We start from the raw sequence: 19757 nt of genomic DNA, 5'->3' as shown, positions 1-19757 counted from the left end.
GAGTCGGGGCCGCGCATCCTCCGCCGTCGGGCGGTGGCGCGGATCGCTACTGCAGCGCCGAGGTGAGCCGCGCCAGGTTGTCGAGCAGGGTCGAGCGGAGCGGCTGCTGCCGCCACTCGCGGAGGGTCAGCTCGCGGGAGTGCTCGCGGTAGTCCTGCTGCACCTGGCGCAGGTCCTCGACGAACTCCGAGCCGCGCACCATCAGCGAGACCTCGAGGTTGAGCGTGAAGGAGCGCATGTCCATGTTGCTCGAGCCGATCACGGCGACGTCGTCGTCGATGGTGAAGTGCTTCGCGTGCAGGATGGTCGGCTTGCGGTACATCCAGATGCGCACGCCCGCGGTCAGCAGCGTCTCGTAGTACGAGCGCTGGGCGTGGTAGACCACGGCCTGGTCGCCGATCTCGGAGACGAAGAGCTCCACGTGCACGCCCCGCCGGGTCGCCGTGGTGATCGCGTAGAGCATCGCCTCGTCGGGCACGAAGTACGGGCTGGTGATGATGATCGACTTCTGCGCCGAGTAGAGCAGCGTCAGGAACAGGCGCAGGTTGTTCTCGCCCTCGAACCCCGGCCCGCTCGGCACCACCTGGCAGTCGATCGTGTCGCGCTGCTGCAGCGCCTCCATCGGCTCCGACTCCCGCAGGAGCAGCTCGTCGGTCTCGCTGTACCAGTCGGTGATGAAGATGGCGTTGATGCCCTGCACCACCGGCCCCTCGAGGCGCACCATCAGGTCGTGCCAGTGCAGGCCGCGGCGGATGTTGCCGCGCTTGTTGTAGCTGGAGTCGACGACGTTCTGCGAGCCCATGAAGGCCGCGTTGCCGTCGACGATCAGCAGCTTGCGGTGGTTGCGCAAATCCGGCCGCTGGTACTGCCCGCGCCACGGCCGCACGGGGAGCATGTATGACCACGACGCGCCCGCCCGCTCGAGGGCGCGCAGCCGGCGGTGGGTGCCGCTGTAGTAGCCGGGCACGCGGATCGACGCGATGTGGTCGAGGAGGATCCGCACCCGCACCCCGCGCGCCACCGCGCGGTCGAGCGCGTCGAAGAAGGGCGCGGTGGTCGAGTCGGCGGCGAGGATGTAGAACTCGCAGTGCACGTACCGGCGGGCGCGGTCGATCTCGGCGGCCATCGCGCGGATGGTCTGCTCGTAGTCGCCCTGGAGGCGCGCATCGTTCCCGCCGACCAGCGGCATCGCGCCGAGGTTTCGGTTGAGGGTGACCACCGACTCCAGCCACTGCGGCCACGGGTGCTCCCGGGCGACGCGGTCGATGCCGTCGGTCGACTCCAGGATGAACCGGTTGATCTCCTGCTGCTTCCGGCGGCGCTTGCGCGGCAGCCGGTAGCTCCCGATGAAGAGGAACAGCAGGATGCCGACGTACGGGATGAGGAAGATCGCCATCAGCCAGGCGAGGCCGGTGGTCGGACGGCGGTTCCGCGGCACGACGATCACGGCGATCACGCGGACCACGAGCTCGACGACGACGGCCGCGATCGGGAGGATCACAGCCCAGTCGGGTGCGGGCACCGCGCCTCCTCGTTCGTCGTGCGGAGCCGCTCAGCGGGCGCGGGAGGCACCCGCGCGGCGGCGGTGGTCAGGAGGCGTCGCGGGGAGGCAGGCCGCGGCGCTCGCGCTCGCGGGCCTCGATGCGGTCGTACGCGCGGCGCTCGTTGCGGTCCGAGCGGATGAGGGCGCGCATCACGAACCAGAAGATGGCTCCGACCGTGATCGTCGGCACGAGGGCCCACAGCCCCTGGTTCCACAGCTCCCAGTCCATGCGGCGATCCTACCCGCGGCACCGGCGCGGGAGCCGTGAGCCCGGAGGCCCGTGCGCCCAGCGGCCTTCGCGGGCGCTGGGCGCTACTGGCTCTCGACCGAGTTGTTCAGCGCCGCGGCGTCGGAGTTGAGGCCCTCCAGCTCCGAGCGCAGGCCGTCGTACACGGCGATGTCCGCGTCGATGGCGGCGCGGGTGGCGTCGACGGCCTGGCTGCGGGCGAGCAGATCGGCGCGCTCCGTCTCGAACTCGGCCGTCGATCCGAAGTCGCCGCTGTCGGCGCGCGAGTTGAAGTCGTCGATCTCGACGTTGAGCGCGTCGTACTCGGCGTTGTTCGCGTCGACCCGCGCCGTGAGGTCGGCGTACATCGTCTCGATCCGGGAGACCAGGTCCTCGATGCGGTTCTCGAGATCGGTGAAGACCGCCTCGTAGCGGGCGTTCAGGCCCACGACGACCGAGCGGTCGTCGAAGAACTCGGCGTAGTGCGCCTCGAGCGCCGGCGGCAGGTCGGCCACCTCGGTCCCCAGGATCGAGTGCAGCTCGTTGACGCGCTCCCCGAGGCCGCCGGTGCGGTACAGCTCGAGGCGCTCGGCGATCGTGCCGTCCTGCGGGAGGGTCTCGTACGCGGCCTCGAGCTCGTCGCCCAGCTCGGCCTGCTCCTCCGCGTCGAGCCGCACCCACGCGGCGTGCAGCATCTCGTGCGCCGCCGTCACGTCGCGGATCCCGTCGAGGTCGGGGTTGGCGACGTCCGAGATGTAGATGCTGGTGCCGGTGTAGCAGCCGAGGACGATGTCGTCGGAGGCACCGTAGCCGCAGAGGTCGTTGAAGCCGGCGGTCGGCTCGACCGACGGGCTCGACGCGTAGTAGAGGGCGCGGCCGCGGTCGGACATGGCGGTCCGCTCCGCGAAGCCGGCGATCGTGGGGTCGGGCGTGAACGCCTCGGCCGCCCGCCGGTCGGCCAGCGCGGTGCCGACGTCGCCGGAGGAGGTGAGGACGCTCGCGGCGACCGCGGTCCCCACTCCGAACTGCGCGATCGTGAGGACGCCCGCCGCGACGGCCGCGACGATGCTCGATGCCCTGACCATGTCTCCCCCTCGGCTCCCGCGACCCTACTTGACGAGCGGGAACAGGATCGTCTCGCGGATCCCGAGGCCGGTGATCGCCATCAGGAGGCGGTCGATGCCCATGCCCATGCCGCCGGTGGGGGGCATGCCGTGCTCGAGGGCGCGGAGGAAGTCCTCGTCCAGGCGCATCGCCTCGTCGTCGCCCGCGGCGGCCTGGCGGGCCTGCTCGACGAAGCGCTCGCGCTGCACGACCGGGTCGATCAGCTCGGAGTAGCCGGTGGCCAGCTCGAAGCCGCGGACGTAGAGGTCCCACTTCTCGACGACGCCCGGGATGCTGCGGTGCGCGCGCACGAGCGGCGAGGTGTCGACGGGGAAGTCCATCACGAAGGTCGGACGCGTCAGGCCGCCCTTCACGAAGTGCTCCCACAGCTCCTCGACGTACTTGCCGTGCGTGGGGACGTGCACCTCGACGCCCTCGCGCGCGGCGAGGGTCTCGAGCTCGGCGAGCTCCGTCTCCGGCGTGATCGCGATTCCGGCCGCGAGCGACAGGCTCTCGTACATCGAGATGCGGTCCCACCGGCCGCCGAGGTCGAACTCGGTGCCGTCGGCCCAGGTGACCACGTGCGAGCCCGCGACGGCCTGCGCCGCGTTCTGGATCAGCTCCTGGGTGAGGTCGGCGATCGAGTTGTAGTCGCCGTACGCCTGGTAGGCCTCGAGCATCGCGAACTCGGGCGAGTGGGTGGAGTCGGCGCCCTCGTTGCGGAAGTTGCGGTTGATCTCGAAGACCCGGTCGATGCCGCCGACGACCGCCCGCTTGAGGTAGAGCTCGGGCGCGATGCGCAGGTACAGCTCGGTGTCGAAGGCGTTCGAGTGCGTGGCGAAGGGGCGGGCGGAGGCGCCGCCGTGCATCACCTGCAGCATCGGGGTCTCGACCTCGAGGAACTCGTGCGAGGCGAAGGTGTCGCGGAGGGAGGCGTTCACCCGGGCGCGGGTGACGACCGTCTCGCGGGCCTGGGGGCGCACGATCAGGTCGAGGTAGCGCTGGCGCATCCGGGTCTCGTCGCCGAGCTCGTTGTGCAGGTTCGGCAGCGGCAGGATCGCCTTCGCGGCGATCGTCCACTCCGACACCCACACGCTCAGCTCGCCGCGCTTGCTCGAGACGACCTCGCCCTCGACGAAGAGGTGGTCGCCCAGGTCGACGAGCTCCTTCCACGCCGCGAGCGACTCCTCGCCCACGTCGCCGAGCGAGACCATGGCCTGGATCCGCTCGCCGTCGCCGGCCTGCAGCGTCGCGAAGCAGAGCTTGCCCGTGTTGCGCTGGAACACCACGCGGCCCGCGAGGCCGACGCGCTCGCCGGTCTTCACGTCCGGCTCGATGCCCTCGTGGCGCGCCCGGACGGCCGCGATGGTGTCGGTGACTCCGACCGCGACGGGGTAGGCGCCGGCGCCGAGGTCGTCGCCCGCGAGCTCGAGCAGGCGCTCGCGCTTGGCGAGGCGGACGGCCTTCTGCTCGGAGGCCTCCTGCTGCGCGGCCCGCTCGGCGGCGGCCTGCTCGGAGTCGGACTGCTCGGCGGCGGGGGTCGTGGACTCGGGGACGTCGGGGGTGTCGGCCATGAGGGGTCGCGGTGCTTTCGGTTCGGGGCGGACGGCCGCGATCAGGCGAGCAGGATCGGGGCGTTGTCGAGGAGGCGGGTGGTGCCGACGATCGCGGCGACGAGCACGAGTGCCGGGCCGCGGTGGTCGGCGTCGACCGGGAGGAGCGTCGCGGGATCCACGACGACGAGGTAGTCCAGCTTAACGAGCGGCTCGGCGTGCGCGACGGCCTCGGCGGCCTCGATCGCCGCGGCGGCACCGCGGTCCGCGGCTTCCGCGGCGGCCGCGAGGAGGCGCGGCAGCACGAGGCCCGCGCGGCGCTGCTCCTCGTCGAGGTAGCGGTTGCGGCTGGAGCGGGCGAGCCCGTCCTCCTCCCGCACGATGCCGACGCCCTCGATCTCCACGGGCAGGTCGAGGTCTTGGACCATGCGGCGCACGAGGAACAGCTGCTGCGCGTCCTTCTGCCCGAAGACCGCGACGTCCGGCTGGGCGATGCTCAGGAGCTTGGCGACGACGGTGAGCATCCCGTCGAAGTGCCCCGGCCGCGCGCGCCCCTCGTAGAAGCCGCCGACCTCGCCCGCGACGACCCTCGTGGAGGACGGCCCGTCGGGGTACATCTCGGCGACTCCCGGAGCGAAGAGGAGGTCGGCCCCGGCCGCGTCGAGCAGGGCGGTGTCGCCCTCGAGGTCGCGCGGGTAGCGGTCCAGGTCCTCGGTCGGACCGAACTGCAGCGGATTCACGAACACCGACACGACGACGACGTCGGCCAGCTCGCGAGCCCGCTCGACGAGGGCGAGGTGCCCGGCGTGGAGGGCGCCCATCGTCGGCACGAGCGCGATGCGCCGACCGGCCCGCCGCGCCTCCTGCAGCCGCTCGCGGAGGTCGCCGATGCGGTGGAGGGTGCTGATCACCCGACGATGCTACCGGCGGGCCCGCGACCACCGGGGCCCTCGGCACCGGGACGCCGTGCTCCTCCGCGGGGCACCGCCTCCCGAGCGGCGTCCCACCCGCGGAGCGGCGTCTCGAGCGGCGGCGCGCGTCAGCCCGCCGCGCGGCGCAGGGCGTCGTCGACGGAGGAGCGGACGAGGCTGGAGAGGAAGAAGCCCGGCTTCTCGACGCCGATGCCCGCCAGAAGGCCCGCCGCCTGGTCGACGATCGCGGTCGAGAAGGTCGTGGCGGTCGAGACGGCCTCCGCGTAGGCGGCGCGGTCCGCCTCCGCCACGGTGACCGGCTCCCCGCCCATCTCGACCACCAGCGCCTGCGCGATCGGCAGCACCGGGCCCGGTGCCGACACGGCGAAGTAGGTCTCGGCGAGGCGCGCCAGGTCGAGGCTGGTGCCGCTGAAGGCCATCGCCGGGTGGACTGCCAGGGGGATGACCCCGGAGGCGAGCGCCGGAGCGAGCACCCCGTAGCCGTGCTCGGGTGCCGTGTGCAGCACCAGCTGGCCGGGCTGCCACGCTCCGGTCGCGGCGAGCCCCGCGACCAGGGCGGCGATCTCGCTCCCGGGGACGGCGACGATCACCAGCTCGCTGCGCTCGACGAGCTCGGGGATCGCGAGCACGGGGACTCCAGTGAGCAGCGCGTCGGCGCGCTCGCGGCCGCTCTCGCTGGTGGTGGCGATCCCGATCACGGCGTGGCCGGCCCCGGCGAGCGCGGCACCGAGCACCGGGCCCACGCGTCCGGCACCGATCACGCCGACGCCCAGGCGTCCGTCGCGGCGGTTCTCAGGCATGCGGCTCCCCCTCCGGAGCGGGCCGGTCGGGCAGGGCGGGTGCGGCCGCCCGCCGCCCCCACTGGTGGCTCGCGTCGCGGTCGGCGGCCCGCACTCCGGCCGTCGCGAGGCTCTCGAAGAAGGCGAGTCCGTCGGCTGCGCTCATCACCGGCACGAGCGGAGTGACGGGGCCGGCCACCGTGTGCACGCGCGCCGAGGCCAGCCCGAGCAGGCGCTGGAGCGGTCCCTGCTGGACCCCGACGCTCTGCATCCGCGCCAGGGGCACCACGGCGACCCGCCGCCAGACCGCTCCGCTGCGCAGGATCGCGACCTCGTCCGTCAGCCGGTATCCGGTCCTCCGGAACGAGAAGGGGCGGAGCCACACCGCCGAGCGCGGCGCCCGGGTGAAGCCGGCCGCGTCGCGGTGCCGGAGTGCGTCTCCGACGGGCGTCGACTCCGCTCCCTCAGCCGGTCCGGGCAGCAGGAGGGCGAGGACGCGCTCGACCGCGGCGAGGTCGCCGACGGGCAGGATCGTGGTGTTCGGCTCGCCGTTCGCCCCGCGGGAGGCCGCGTGGCCGGCGCGGTCGATCCGCACCTGCCACCAGCCGAAGGGGCGCCAGAGCAGCGGCTGCGTGATCTCGACGGCGTGGATCCGGCCGGGCGGGATCGTGTCGCTGCTGGTCGAGAGCACGCCGTAGCCGACCCGCACGCCGTCGGGCGTCGCGGCGATCGAGTACCGGAGCGAGCGCACGAACTGGCGGACGTAGTAGCTGCCCGAGCCGATCAGGCCCGGCAGGATCGCGAAGAGCACGTAGGGCGAGCCGTAGACGGCGACGAACACCACGGCGACGACCGAGGCTGCCAGGAACAGCGTGAAGCCGCTGAAGACGAGCGAGCCGAGCAGCCGGCCCGGCGGGATCGAGACGACCGACTCGGGCGGCGTCTCGTCCTGAGGCTCGCCGAACTCCTCCAGCCGCCGCGCCAGGAACCCGCCCGCGGGCGCCGCGCCGTCGACCGTCGCCTCCCGCTCGCGCACCCCGGACGCGAGCCGCAGGATGTCGCGGCGCAGGGCGTCAACCAAGCGCGACCCGAGGTACGACAGCTGGACGTTCGCGTCCTGCCCGGCCACGCTCACCTCGAGCTTCGCGGCTCCGAACAGCCGCGCGAACAGCGGACGCTGCACCGCGATGCCCTGGATGCGGTCCAGCCGCGCCCGCCGGTTGGTCCGGAAGAGCACGCCGGAGCGCACCTCGACGAGCTCGTCCGTGATGCGGAAGGTGTGCATCCGCCAGGACAGCCAGAACGCGAAGACGGCGACCGCCAGGCCCACCGCGACCGCCAGCAGCGCCCAGCCGACGAGACCGCGGCGCAGCAGCTCGTCGACCGGATCGCCGCTCTCGAACCCCTCCGGCCCGGGCAGGAACAGCTCGACCAGGCGCTCGCGGAGGTTCGTGATCACGATGCCGAGGACGACCAGCAGGCCGATCCCGCCCTTGAGGACCGGGGTCGCGGGATGGAGGCGGTGCCACTCCCCGTCGGCGAGGTCCGTCTCGACGGCGCGGAGCTCGGTCACAGGCCCGCCCGGCGCGACTCGGCGAGCTCGACCAGGCGGTCGCGGAGCTCCTCCGCGTCCTGCTCGGCCAGGCCCGGGATGCTGACGCCGGTCGCCGCGGCGGCGGTGACGAAGCGGAGGTCGGCGAGGCCGAGCGCCCGGGCGAGCGGCCCGCGGTTGACGTCGATGAGCTGCATCCGCCCGTACGGCACCGACACGAAGCGCTGGAACATGATGCCGCGGCGGAAGAGCAGGTCGTCCTGGCGCAGGAGGTAGCCGTAGGCGCGCGCACGGCGCGGGGCCACGATCAGGAGGGTCACCGCGAGGGCGGCCGCGGCGGCCAGCGGGATCCAGCCCCACGGCAGGCCGATCAGCATCAGCACCACGGGCACGGCGAGCAGCAGCACGCTCGACACGACGGCCGACACGATCTCGACCGCGACGTACCGGGGCGAGACGCGGCGCCACTCCCCCGTGATGTCGAGGCGGTCCCGCCGGCGTCCCCTCGCGTCGCGGCGGGTCGTCGGCGACGCGTCCTCGGGCTCGGCGGGCATGGCGTCGTCCTCACTGCCCGCGGCGATCCGGGCGTCGGCGTCAGGCGTGGTTCACCTCGCCGACGGCGCTGTCGTCGTCGCTCGGCGGGATGGTGCACAGGTGCTCGGCGACCAGGCCGGCCACCAGCAGGACGAGCGCACCCACGATGGTCGCGACGTCCTGCCACACGGAGCCTAGCGAAGGGATCGCACGGCTCAGCAGGTACACCAGGATGCCGCCGGAGGCTCCGAGCAGCAGAGCACCGACGTGGCTGGACGCCTTCGCCAGCACCACGACGCGCATCGCCCGGAACGGATCGATGGGCCGGCGCAGCGTGCCCTTCGTGGCGCGGTGGATCGGGACGGCGAAGCCGAGCACGAGGGCGGCGACCACGATCAGGGTCAGCGGAACCGTCAGCGGCGGGATGAGCACGGGGCGGCCGGCGGCGGCGATCGCGAGGTCGAGGAGGAACCCCGCGACGGCCCCGGCGAGGCCGAGTCCGAGCAGGGTGCTGATGCGGGTGCGCCTCACGGGGTCCTGCTCTCGGGGTCGGCGGTGGTGCCGCGGGCGGAGTCGCGCCCCGGCCAGGTCAGCCCGGCCGGGTGGTCGGTCACGCGGTCGGTCGCCCGTGCGCGCAGCTCGGCCACGGGTCCGGCTCCGGGAAGGACCGCCGCCGGCTCGGCGTCGAGCCACGGCTCGAGCACGAACGCCCGCTCGGCGGCCCGCGGGTGCGGGAGGGTCAGGTGCGCGTCGTCGCGGAGCACGCCGCCGACCGCGATCACGTCGATGTCGAGGGTCCGGTCGCCCCAGCGCTCCTCGCCCTCGCCGCGGATCCGGCCGCCGGCCGATTCGATCGCCGCCGTCGCCGCGAGCAGGTCGTCGGGCTCGAGGACGGTCGAGCCGGTCACGACCGCGTTGAGGTACCCGGGCGCGTCCTCGTCGACGCCCTCGGGCTTCCACGCGGGCGACTCCACGACCTTGGACACCGCCTCGATGCGCAGGCCCGGCGTCGTGGCGAGGGCCCGCAGCGCCTCCTCGAGGTGCGCCAGGCGGTCGCCGAGGTTGCTGCCGAGCGCGAGCACGACGTGGCGCACCGGGCGGACGCGCTCCTGCCGCGGCCTCACGAGCGGGTCCTCGTGATCTGCACGGCGACGTCCTCGAACGGCAGCGGGATCGGCGCGTCCGGCTTGTGGACGGTGATGCGGACGACGTCGGCGGCGGCGAAACCCAGGGCCACCCGGGCGAGGCGCTCGGCCAGGGTCTCGATGAGGTCGACCGGGTCGCGGGTCACCGCGTCGGCCAGGGCGATCGCGAGCTCGCCGTAGTGCACCGTCTCGGCCAGCGCGTCGCCCTCGGCCGCCGGCGCGGTGTCGAGCCAGACCGTCGCGTCGATCACGAAGTCCTGGCCGTTCTCGCGCTCGAAGTCGAAGACGCCGTGGTGCGCGCGCACGCGCAGCCCGGTGAGGGTGATGGAGTCGCGCACGGCCAGGGCGGCGGGGTCGATCGCGGTCACGGGGTCTCCTCCTGGAGTCGGGCGGCGAGGGCCAGGGCGCGGGCGGACGAGCGGACGTCGTGGACCCGGACGCCCCAGGCGCCGTGCCCGGCGGCGACGAGGCTCAGCATGGCGGAGACCTCGTCGCGCTCGGCGGCCGGGGCGCCGGCGGGGGCGAACGGAGCGAGGAACCGCTTGCGCGAGTGGCCGACCAGGACCGGGAAGCCCAGCGAGACGATCGCGTCGAGCCCGGCCAGCAGCGCCCAGTCGTGCGCGCCGACCTTCGCGAAGCCGAGGCCGGGGTCGAGCAGGAGGCGGTCGTCCCGGATCCCGGCCTCACGGGCGGCGTCGACGCGGCGCTCGAGCTCGCCGCGGACGTCCGCCACCACGTCGCCGTAGGACGCGAGAGCGGTCATGCCCGCGCTGTGCCCGCGCCAGTGCATCGCGATGTAGACGGCGCCGCGCTCGGCGACGAGCGGGAGCATCCGCGGATCGGCGAGGCCGCCGGAGACGTCGTTGACGACGACGGCGCCGGCGTCCAGGGCGGCCTCCGCCGTGGCGGCGCTCATCGTGTCGATGCTGACGCGCACCCCCTCCGCGGCGAGGGCGCGGACGACGGGCAGCACGCGGCCCTGCTCGGCGGCGGAGTCGACGCGGGCCGCACCGGGGCGGGTGCTCTCTCCGCCGACGTCGACCAGGTCCGCGCCGAACGCGGCGGGTCCGTCCCCGGCGGGCCGGGTCAGGTCGAGGCCGTGGCAGACGGCGTCGTCGACGGACAGCCAGCGGCCGCCGTCGCTGAACGAGTCCGGAGTGACGTTGAGGATCCCGAGGAGCGCGGCGCGGCCGGTCGGCGTGAGGTCGGCGACGGTGGTGGCCACGTCACTCCCCCCGCGCGGCGCCGATCAGCGCGATGATCTCGGCGCGGGCGGCCGGGTCGGCGAGGGAGCCGCGGGCGGCGACCGTCACGGTCGAGCTCGCGGTCTGGCGCGGCCCGCGCATCCGCACGCAGCCGTGCTCGGCGTCGACCACGACGAGCACTCCCTCGGGAGCGAGGCCCTGCTCGAGCGCGTCGGCGATCTGCTCGGTCATCCGCTCCTGGATCTGCGGTCGCGACGCGACCGTCTCGACCACGCGCGGCAGCCGGCCGAGGCCGACGACCCGCTCGCGCGGCCGGTAGGCGATGTGCGCGACGCCGAGGAACGGCAGGAGGTGGTGCTCGCAGACGGAGCGGAAGGCGAGGTCGCGCACGATCACCGTCTGGTCGAGCGGCGACTCCTGGCCGCCCTCGACCACCGCGAACGTCTCGGTCAGCTGGGCCGCGGCGTCGTCGTCGAACCCGCCGAAGAACTCCTCGTACGCCTCGGCGAACCGCCGCGGCGTGTCGAGGAGTCCCTCGCGGCCCGGGTCGTCCCCGATGGCCGCGAGGATCTCGGCGACGGCCGCCTCGATGCGCGCCTTGTCGACGGGCACGCGCGCGCTACGCCGTCGCGGGGCGCGGGTTGATCAGCGGCGGGCGCTTCGGCGCGACCTCGTCGGCACCGGCGGAGGAGACTCCCCCGTCGGTCGCACCCGAGTCGATCGGCGCCTTGGCGACCGGGACCGCGATGGGCGGCAGGTCGGACAGGGGGCGCTTGTCGCTCGAGAGCCACTGCGGGCGCTCGTCGATGCGGCGGACGTCCTTGAAGATCTCGGCCAGCTGGTCGTGGTCGAGCGTCTCCTTCTCGAGCAGCTCCATCGCGAGGCGGTCGAGGATGTCGCGGTTGTCGTTGATGACCTGCCACGCCTCGTCGTGCGCCTGCTCGATGAGCTGGCGCGTCTCGGCGTCGACCGTCTCGGCGATCTGCTCGGAGTAGTCGCGCTGGTGGCCCATGTCGCGGCCGAGGAACATCTCGCCCGACGACTGGCCGAGCTTGACCGCTCCGACGTTCGCGGACATGCCGTAGTCGGTGACCATCTTGCGGGCGATGGAGGTCGCCTTCTCGATGTCGTTCGACGCTCCGGTGGTGGGGTCGTGGAAGACGATCTCCTCCGCGACGCGGCCGCCCATCGCGTACGTGAGCTGGTCGAGGAGCTCGTTGCGGGTCGTGGAGTACTTGTCCTCCAGCGGGAGCACCATCGTGTAGCCGAGGGCGCGACCGCGCGGAAGGATCGTGACCTTGGTCACGGGGTCGGTGTGGCGCATCGCCGCCGCCGCCAGAGCGTGTCCGCCCTCGTGGTAGGCGGTGATCAGCTTCTCCTTGTCGCGCATGACCCGCGTGCGGCGCTGCGGCCCCGCGATGACGCGGTCGATGGCCTCGTCGAGCGCGCGGTTGTCGATCAGCTGCGCGTTGGAGCGGGCGGTGAGCAGTGCGGCCTCGTTGAGGACGTTGGCCAGGTCGGCGCCGGTGAAGCCCGGGGTCTTGCGGGCGACGACCTCGAGGTCGACTCCGCCGGCGAGCGGCTTGCCGCGGCCGTGGACCTCGAGGATCCGCTTGCGGCCGAGCAGGTCGGGGGCGTCGACGCCGATCTGGCGGTCGAAGCGGCCCGGACGTAGCAGTGCGGGATCGAGGATGTCGGGGCGGTTCGTCGCCGCGATCAGGATGACGTTCGTCTTGACGTCGAAGCCGTCCATCTCGACCAGCAGCTGGTTGAGGGTCTGCTCGCGCTCGTCGTGACCGCCGCCCATGCCGGCGCCGCGGTGGCGGCCGACGGCGTCGATCTCATCGACGAAGATGATGGCCGGCGAGTTCTCCTTCGCCTGCTGGAAGAGATCGCGGACACGGCTCGCGCCGACGCCGACGAACATCTCGACGAAGTCCGATCCGGAGATGGAGTAGAAGGGGACGCCCGCCTCGCCCGCGACCGCGCGCGCCAGCAGGGTCTTGCCGGTGCCGGGAGGGCCGTAGAGCAGGACGCCCTTCGGGATGCGGGCGCCGACGGCCTGGAACTTCGCGGGCTCCTTGAGGAACTCCTTGATCTCGTGCAGCTCCTCGATCGCCTCGTCGGCGCCGGCGACATCGCCGAACGTGACCTTGGGCGACTCCTTCGAGACGAGCTTCGCCTTCGACTTGCCGAACTGCATGACGCGGTTGCCGCCGCCCTGCATGCCCGAGAGCATCAGCCAGAAGAACGCGCCGATCAGCAGGATGGGGAGCAGGAAGCCGAGGGCCGAGAGGAACCAGTTGGTCTGCGGGACCTCGTCGTTGTAGCCGGTGCTGCCGAGATCGGCCGCGGACACCGCGTCGACGACCTCCGCGCCGCGAGGGGCCACGTAGTAGAACTGCACCTGCGTGCCGTTGTCGCCGTCGGCCTCCTTGAGCGTGAGATCGACGCGCTGCTCGCCGTCCACGATCTTCGCCGAGTCGACCTTGCCGTCCTTCAGGAGGTCGAGACCCTCCTGCGTCGTGACCGGCCGGAAGCCGGACATGGTGATCAGCGAGGAGCCGATCCACACCGCGACGATCGCCAGGACGACGTAGAGGATGGGACCCCGGAAGATGCGCTTCACGTTCATGCTTGTTGCGGGTGCGACACCCGGCGCCTTTCTGACGAGGAGATTGTGCCTGCCAGGCTACCTCCCGCACTCTGAGCGCCGCCCACGCGTTCGCCGTGGGCCGAACGGCCGCGGGCTGTGTGGTCCGGCGGGGATGCGGCGGGCCGCATCCCCGCGCGCGGTCGGCTTCGCGAGATGGTGCGTTCCGCAGAGCGGGGTGCGTCGGACTGCCGGGAAACGCTGGCACGCGTCGGCGCCGTCCGGCGGGGATGCGGCGGGCCGCATCCCCGCGCGCGGTCGGCTTCGCGAGATGGTGCGTTCCGCAGAGCGGGGTGCGTCGGACTGCCGGGAAACGCTGGCACGCGTTTCCCGGTCCGCGTCCTCTGCCTTGCGGGTGGAGGTCGCGGGGATCGGCGCTTCGGCGGTGGGGGCGCGCCGTGAGAGCGCAGGAGTTGTCGCACTCGGGCTCGACAGCGACGACTACTGCGGTCTCGGGAAGGAGGCGAAGGTGTCCGGGCGGGGCGCGCCGCGAGAGCGCAGGAGTTGTCGCACTCGGGCTCGACAGCGACGACTACTGCGGTCTCGGGAAGGAGGCGAAGGTGTCCGGGCGGGGCGCGCCGCGAGAGCGCAGGAGTTGTCGCACTCGAGCTCGACAGCGACAACTACTGCGGTCTCGGGAAGGAGGCGAAGGTGTCCGAGCGGGACGCGCCGCGAGAACGGAGGGGCAGCAGGCGCGGACGGACGGACGGGCCCGCACAGCCCGCGTCAGGCCGACTCGAGGAGGGGCTCCGGGTCGCGGAGGGCGGGCATGAGGCCGCGGCGGCGGCGGGCGGCGGCCAGCACGGTCACGGCGAGCGCCCCGACCAGCCAGAGCACGAGCACCAGGACCGCGTGCGCGACGCCGATGCTGCCGCCGGCGATCAGCGAGCGGAACGCCTCCACCGTCCAGGTCAGCGGCAGCACGCCGTGGATCGCCTGGAAGAAGGCAGGTGCGGTCTCGACCGGGTAGGTGCCTCCGGCCGAGGACAGCTGCAGCACGATCATCAGCAGCGCCAGGAACCGGCCCGGGGCGTCCAGCAGCGCGATCAGCGCCTGGTTGATCGCCACGAAGGTGAGGCTCGTGAGCACGGCGATCCCGATCAGCCCGGGCAGGTTCGACGCCTCGACGCCCACTCCGAAGCGGATGACGAGCGCGGCCAGGACGCCCTGGGCGACCGCCATCAGCGCGCCGGGCAGGTAGCTGCGCAGCGCGATGACCCAGGCGGGCCGGCGCGCGGCGAGGAGGCGGGAGCTGAGCGGGGCGCTCATCAGGTAGAAGGCGAGCGCGCCGACCCAGAGCGCGAGCGCCATGAAGTAGGGAGCGAGGCCGTAGCCGTAGGACGGCACGCGGTTCATCCGCTCGGCGTCGATCCCGACCGGGGCGGCCGCGACGGTGCTGAGCTCCTGAGCCTGCTCGCCGGTGTAGGTGGGCACGTCGTCCGCGCCGTCCGAGAGCTTCGTGTCGAGGGTGCGCGATCCGGAGGCGAGCGAGTCGATCCCGTCGGCGAGGTCCTGCAAACCGGTGGCCGCGTCGGCCGAGCCGGTCGCGGCGGTCTCGGCGCCGTCCGCGAGGTCCGAGGCGCCCGTCGCGAGGGCGGCCGTCCCGGAGGCGAGGTCGGAGGCGCCGGCGGCCGCGGAGGCGATGCCGCTGGTGAGCGGGCCGACCGCGCCGGAGAGGGTGTCCACTCCGCCGGCGACCTGCGCGGCTCCGCCGTCGAGGGTCGCAGCTCCCTGGGCGAGGGCCTGCGCACCGGTCTGCAGCTTCTGGGCGCCGTCGGCGGCGGAGGTCGCCCCGGTGGACAGAGCGGCGGTGCCGGTCGCGAGGTCGGCGGCTCCGCCCGAGACCGTGGCGGCACCGGCGGCCAGCGCCGTCAGTCCGCTGCCGTCGTCGCCGACGAGCGCGGTCGCACCGGAGGCGAGCGTCTGCGCGCCCGCGTCCGCCGAGGCGGCTCCGCCCGCGAGAGCGGCCGCACCCTGCTCGAGGGCGGTCAGCTCGGCCACGCGCTGGGCGTCGGACAGCGAGTCGTACCGCGAGAGCAGGGAGGCGAGGCCGGAGTCGACGCCGGTCGCCCCGGTGGCGAGTTGCGGAGTGGCGGTCGCGAGCGCTCCCGCGCCGGTCGCGAGCTGCTGGGCTCCTGCGAGGGCCTTCCCCGCTCCGTCGGAGAGGGAGGCGGACCCGGTGGCCAGCGCCTCGGCGCCGGACGCCGCCGAGGCCGCGCCGTCCTTCAGGGTCGACGTCCCCGCGGCGAGGTCGGCGGCGCCCGAGGCGAGCGACGCCGCTCCGCCGTCGAGCTGCTGGGCGCCGTCGGCGACCGTGCGGGCTCCCGTGTCGAGCGCCGCCGCCTGGTCGGGCAGCTGACCGGTCCCGCTCGCGATCCGCTGGAGTCCCGACGAGAGGTCGGACGCTCCGGAGGCCGCGCTCCCCGCGCCCGAGCGGAGGGAGTCGGCGCCGGTCGCCAGCTGCGCGGTGCCGTCCTGCAGCTGCGCGAGCCCGACGACCAGCTCGGAGGAGCCGGACGCCGCGGTCCCGGCGCCGTCCGCCAGCTGAGCGGCGCCGTCGGCCGCCTGCTCGAGGCTCGAGTGCACGTCGGTGAAGCCGAGGTAGACGTTCTCGAGGTAGGTCGCGCCGACCTTCTCCTCCAGCGTCTTCGTCACGGTGGTGCCGATGGTGGAGGCGATGTTGCCGACGATCAGGTTGGCCGCGTCGTTCGTCTCGATCGACAGCTTCGCCTGCACGGCCGCGGCGGGGTCGTCGCCGCCGACCGAGGCGACGTCGGCCGAGAAGCCGGCCGGCACCGTCAGGACGGCGAGGACGTCGCCGGAGGCGAGCTCGCGGGACGCCTCGTCGGCACCGGTCGCCGTCCAGGCGAAGTCCGAGCCGGACGTGTCGGTGGTGAGCTGCTCGGTCAGGTCGTCGCCGAGGGCGAGCGCGGAGCCGTCCGAGGCAGTCGCGCCGGTGTCCTCGTTGACGATCGCGGCGGGCACCGTGTCGAGGTGGTGCGTGGGATCGAGGTTGGCCGAGGTCAGCAGTCCCGCGTAGATCAGCGGGATGAGCGCGATCGCGGCGAAGACGACGACGAGGCGCGGGTTCACGGCGCGCAGGGCGCGGCGGAGCGGGGAGGTGGTCATGGTCCTTCTACTTCGTGGAGTGCAGGGCGGCGAGCCGCGGCGAGGCGACTCCGGTGACGAGGAGCTCGGCGATGTCGGCGGAGGCCGAGGCCACGGGACGGCGGGCGTCGCCGTCGAGGAGCCAGCCGACGACCAGCCAGGTGGTGCCGGCGGCGAGGAGGACGGCGAAGCGCTCGACGCGGGCGTGGTCGCCGCCGCCCGATCCGCGCTCGGCGAGAGGCGAGAAGGCGAGGAGCCGCTGCGCGAGGAACGCGACGACCGACTCCTGCACGGCGCGGGCCGTGCCTCCGCTCAGCACGCGGCGGTAGAAGTCGGCGTGCACGAGCAGGCCCTCGAGGAGCCCGCGGACGATGCGGGGGACCGCGCCCTCCCAGTCGGCGGGGGCGGTGCCGGGAGCGACGTCGCCGAACAGCGCGTGCATCCGCTCCACCGCGGCGGCCTCGATCAGGGACGGCACATCCCCGAAATGCTGGTAGAACGTGGGGCGGCTGACGCCCGCGGCGCCGCAGAGCTCCGTGATGGAGGGCTGGTCGTCGCCCGGGCGGTCGAGTGCCGTCGTGATCGCGGTGAGCAGGAGCTCGCGCGAGCGGGTGAGCCGCGGATCGGTCACGGGGTCCTTCTTCCCGGCGCGAGGAGCGCCTTCTTTACGTCCGTCAGATAACTTACAACCGTAAAGAAGAGCGCGCAAGCGTCAGGAGGAGGGCGGCTCCGGGAGCAGCGTCGCGATGGCGGACGTGTCGACGATCACCGAGTCGTGCGGAGTCAGTCCCGGGCTCCGGGGCGTCGGCACCGGCAGGCGCACGAGCAGGGCGCCCGGATCCACGCCGAAGCGCCCGGAGCGGGTGCGGCCGACCGGATCGCCGTCCAGCTCGGCGAGCACCGGCTGGTCCAGCTCGAACGAGAACTCGCGGCCGGGCCACTGCCGGAGCGAGGCGAGCCCGTTGCGGTTGCCGGTCGCGACATCCAGCGCGAGGCCGAAGCGCCGACGCAGCAGCACCAGCTCCAGGTCGCCGTCGTCGAGCACGGCTCCGGCGGCCAGCTCGATGTTCGCGACCACGGAGCTGCAGTTGCAGGCCAGCACCATGAAGCAGCGCTGCGGAGGCTCCTCAGCGCCGTCGATCGTGAGGGTCACCTCGAATCCGGCCTTGAACATCGCCGGCGCCCCCGCCGCGAAGTAGGCGCCCCAGCCCACCCGCTTCTTCAGCTCCTCGTCCGTCTTGTCCATGATCTCGGCGTCCAGGCCCACCCCGCCCATCACCATGAACACCCGCTCCTCGCCGTCGTCGAACGCGGCCGTGCCCACGTCGATGGCGCGGTCCTGCCCGAGCAGGGCGATCTCGACCGCCTCGGGCAGCGAGCCGAGCGGGATCCCGAGGTTCCGCGCGAGGAGGTTGCCCGTGCCGCTGGGCAGCAGGCCGTAGGGGACGCCGGTCCCCCGCAGCACCGTGGCGACGGCGCGGACGGTGCCGTCGCCTCCCATCGAGCAGACCAGGTCCGGGCCCGCCTCGAGTGCGGCGCGGGCCGCGGCGGCACCGGAGTCGCCCGGGCTGGTCTCGAACCAGAGCGGCTCGTTCCAGCCGTGGCGGCGCGCGATCGTCGCGACCAGGTCCTCCGCGGCGCCGACGTCGTCGAACTTGCTCGGGTTGATCACGACGGCGACGGTGCGCTTCTCGGGTGCCTTCACCCCGTCAGTCTGACGGCACCGGCGACCGGTCCAGTCGCGCTGACGCCTCCAGGGCGAGCACGGCGCCGATCTCGGCCGAGAGCGTGGCGGGCAGCGACGGAGGCGCGTCCCAGCGGGGCCCGGCCAGCAGCACGCCGCGGCGGACGCTCGAGCTCTGCAGCGCGGCGACGCTGCCGGCGACGAAGCCGCGGAGGCGGGCGGCCACCGCGGGCGCGACTCCGCTCGTCGTGGCGAGGTCGACGAGGTGCCGGTAGGCGATGCCGCCGAACAGGGCGCCGTCCCCCGATCCCTGGTCGACGAAGACGCCATCGGGGGCGAGCCGGTCCAGCAGGTCCTCGGCCGTGCGGGAGGCGTGGGCGACCAGGCGGGGGTCGGGCCGCAGGCGGTGCAGGGCGAGCGCCGCGCCGATGTAGACGGCGTGGTTGTAGCTGAAGGCCCAGTCGTCGCGCGCGGAACCTCCCTCGCGGCCGATGCCGTCGGCGACGAAGCCGGTGTCGTCGTCGCGGAGGCGCACGTGCATCCAGTCGAGGGCGGCGCGCGAGAGCTCCTCCCGACCGTCCGGCCGCAGCCGCTCCAGGCGCGCGCCGAGGATCGCGAACGGGCCGTTCGCGGGCGCGTTCTTGTAGTCCAGCTGCCGGCGGCGCCAGGCGAGGCTCGCACCGTGGCGGAGGTTCCAGCCCTTCGCGACGGCGAAGCGCCACAGGCGGTCGGCCCGGTCGAGGAAGCGCGGGTCGCCGGAGGCCTCCCCGAGGCGGGCGAGCGCGCCGCCGAGCCACATCATGTCGTCGAAGTAGCCGTTCACCAGGCGCCCGCCGTTGCGGAGGCGGATCGCGCGGTGGATCCGCCGGGCCCGCTCCAGGTGCGCCTCGTCGCCCGTGCGCTCGAAGGCGTCGACGGCCGCGTCGATCGCGTGCGCGAGCCACCAGTAGTTGAACTCGAGGTCGGCCCGCAGCGAGGTCGGGTAGCTCATGTGGTAGCCCAGCAGCGGCACCGCGAAGAGCCGCTCGAGGCTCTCCTGCGCGGTGTCCGCGGGGCTACTCGTAGACGTGCGGGGCGAGGACGGCGACATCGCGGAGGTTGCGGTAGCGCTCGGCGTAGTCGAGCCCGTAGCCGATCACGAACTCGTTCGGGATGTCGAAGCCGACGTAGGCCACGTCGACCTCGACCTTGGCGGCCGCGGGCTTGCGGAAGAGCGCGCATATCTCGACGGACTCGGCGCCTCGGCTGCGGAGGTTGCCCTGCAGCCACGAGAGCGTGAGGCCGGAGTCGATGATGTCCTCGACGATCAGCACCTTGCGGTTCGTGATGTCGGAGTCGAGGTCCTTCAGGATCCGCACGACGCCGGAGGACTTGGTGCCGCTCCCGTAGGACGAGACGGCCATCCAGTCCATGACGATGTCGAGCTTGAGCTCGCGGGCCAGATCGGCCATCACCATCACGGCGCCGCGCAGCACCCCGACGATGAGCAGGTTCTCGCCCGCGTAGTCGCGCTCGATGGCGCGGGCCAGGTCGCGGATCCGCTCGTGGATCTCGGCCTCGGTGTAGAGGACCTCGGTGATGTCGTCGGCGATGTCGGCTGCTTCCACCCGGCCACTCTACGGGTGCCCGGCCCCCCGTCTCCCCTCCGCGAGACTCCGCTCTCGTACACCTCCATCGGCGAGTCGCGTGCCGGAGCGGCGTCTCGCGGAGGGGAGACGGGGGGCCGGGCACCCGTAGAG

General features: G+C 73.4%; 19 protein-coding genes. All 19 read right to left on the bottom strand.

Annotated elements, in window-relative coordinates; genetic code table 11:
* Positions 1-46: 46 nt before the first annotated feature.
* Positions 47-1522 (bottom strand): cardiolipin synthase, encoded by a 1476-nt coding sequence (gene cls, locus C5C10_RS15165; protein WP_104224093.1) that lies wholly within the window; start codon positions 1520-1522, stop codon positions 47-49.
* A 67-nt stretch (positions 1523-1589) separates the two neighbouring features.
* Complete coding sequence (locus C5C10_RS15160) at positions 1590-1772, bottom strand: hypothetical protein (protein WP_104224094.1); 183 nt, start codon at positions 1770-1772, stop codon at positions 1590-1592.
* 83 nt (positions 1773-1855) lie between these two features.
* Positions 1856-2854, bottom strand: a complete 999-nt coding sequence (locus tag C5C10_RS17945) for a hypothetical protein (RefSeq protein ID WP_181073481.1) — start codon at positions 2852-2854, stop codon at positions 1856-1858.
* A 24-nt stretch (positions 2855-2878) separates the two neighbouring features.
* Positions 2879-4447 carry a lysine--tRNA ligase gene (lysS, locus tag C5C10_RS15150; protein WP_104224095.1) on the bottom strand — a complete coding sequence of 523 codons (1569 nt, stop codon included), beginning with the start codon at positions 4445-4447 and terminating at the stop codon, positions 2879-2881.
* Positions 4448-4488: 41 nt separating this feature from the next.
* On the bottom strand, positions 4489-5337 hold the full coding sequence (gene panC / locus C5C10_RS15145; protein ID WP_104329676.1) for a pantoate--beta-alanine ligase: 849 nt from the start codon (positions 5335-5337) through the stop codon (positions 4489-4491).
* Between the two features lie 128 nt (positions 5338-5465).
* The gene (locus tag C5C10_RS15140; protein WP_104329675.1) at positions 5466-6158 is read right to left on the bottom strand and encodes a Rossmann-like and DUF2520 domain-containing protein; all 693 of its coding nucleotides are present in this window, start codon (positions 6156-6158) and stop codon (positions 5466-5468) included.
* Complete coding sequence (locus C5C10_RS15135; RefSeq protein WP_104329674.1) at positions 6151-7710, bottom strand: PH domain-containing protein; 1560 nt, start codon at positions 7708-7710, stop codon at positions 6151-6153. The genes C5C10_RS15140 and C5C10_RS15135 overlap by 8 nt, the downstream gene beginning before the upstream one ends.
* A complete protein-coding gene (locus C5C10_RS15130; protein ID WP_104234302.1) occupies positions 7707-8243 on the bottom strand; it encodes a PH domain-containing protein in 537 nt (178 codons plus the stop codon). The genes C5C10_RS15135 and C5C10_RS15130 overlap by 4 nt, the downstream gene beginning before the upstream one ends.
* A 40-nt stretch (positions 8244-8283) precedes the next feature.
* The gene (locus tag C5C10_RS15125; RefSeq protein ID WP_104329673.1) at positions 8284-8754 is read right to left on the bottom strand and encodes a DUF3180 domain-containing protein; all 471 of its coding nucleotides are present in this window, start codon (positions 8752-8754) and stop codon (positions 8284-8286) included.
* The gene (folK, locus tag C5C10_RS15120) at positions 8751-9347 is read right to left on the bottom strand and encodes a 2-amino-4-hydroxy-6-hydroxymethyldihydropteridine diphosphokinase (RefSeq protein ID WP_104329672.1); all 597 of its coding nucleotides are present in this window, start codon (positions 9345-9347) and stop codon (positions 8751-8753) included. Before folK ends, C5C10_RS15125 begins: the two co-directional genes overlap by 4 nt.
* The gene (gene folB / locus C5C10_RS15115; RefSeq protein ID WP_104347803.1) at positions 9344-9736 is read right to left on the bottom strand and encodes a dihydroneopterin aldolase; all 393 of its coding nucleotides are present in this window, start codon (positions 9734-9736) and stop codon (positions 9344-9346) included. Before folB ends, folK begins: the two co-directional genes overlap by 4 nt.
* Positions 9733-10593, bottom strand: coding sequence for a dihydropteroate synthase (folP, locus tag C5C10_RS15110; RefSeq protein ID WP_104329671.1), 861 nt, complete (start codon positions 10591-10593; stop codon positions 9733-9735). Before folP ends, folB begins: the two co-directional genes overlap by 4 nt.
* A gap of 1 nt (position 10594) precedes the next feature.
* Entirely contained in the window at positions 10595-11185 is a 591-nt protein-coding gene (gene folE / locus C5C10_RS15105; protein ID WP_104224103.1) for a GTP cyclohydrolase I FolE, read from the bottom strand.
* A gap of 7 nt (positions 11186-11192) precedes the next feature.
* On the bottom strand, positions 11193-13208 hold the full coding sequence (ftsH, locus tag C5C10_RS15100; RefSeq protein WP_104329670.1) for an ATP-dependent zinc metalloprotease FtsH: 2016 nt from the start codon (positions 13206-13208) through the stop codon (positions 11193-11195).
* A gap of 744 nt (positions 13209-13952) precedes the next feature.
* Positions 13953-16355, bottom strand: coding sequence for a YhgE/Pip domain-containing protein (locus tag C5C10_RS15095; RefSeq protein ID WP_104329669.1), 2403 nt, complete (start codon positions 16353-16355; stop codon positions 13953-13955).
* Positions 16356-16362: 7 nt separating this feature from the next.
* Positions 16363-16965: a TetR/AcrR family transcriptional regulator gene (locus tag C5C10_RS15090; RefSeq protein ID WP_104226013.1), complete on the bottom strand. Its 603-nt coding sequence runs from the start codon at positions 16963-16965 to the stop codon at positions 16363-16365.
* 81 nt (positions 16966-17046) lie between these two features.
* The gene (locus tag C5C10_RS15085) at positions 17047-18039 is read right to left on the bottom strand and encodes a diacylglycerol kinase family protein (RefSeq protein ID WP_104234307.1); all 993 of its coding nucleotides are present in this window, start codon (positions 18037-18039) and stop codon (positions 17047-17049) included.
* 4 nt (positions 18040-18043) lie between these two features.
* On the bottom strand, positions 18044-19108 hold the full coding sequence (locus C5C10_RS15080) for a glycoside hydrolase family 76 protein (protein ID WP_104266654.1): 1065 nt from the start codon (positions 19106-19108) through the stop codon (positions 18044-18046).
* Positions 19074-19625, bottom strand: coding sequence for a hypoxanthine phosphoribosyltransferase (gene hpt / locus C5C10_RS15075; RefSeq protein ID WP_104224109.1), 552 nt, complete (start codon positions 19623-19625; stop codon positions 19074-19076). Before hpt ends, C5C10_RS15080 begins: the two co-directional genes overlap by 35 nt.
* Positions 19626-19757 lie beyond the last annotated feature (132 nt).

Origin of the sequence: Rathayibacter sp. AY1A3, from assembly GCF_002930975.1 — a bacterium.
Taxonomy (GTDB): domain Bacteria; phylum Actinomycetota; class Actinomycetes; order Actinomycetales; family Microbacteriaceae; genus Rathayibacter.
The sequence above is the reverse complement of the archived record's forward strand: the minus strand, read 5'-3'. Positions and strand labels throughout refer to the sequence as shown.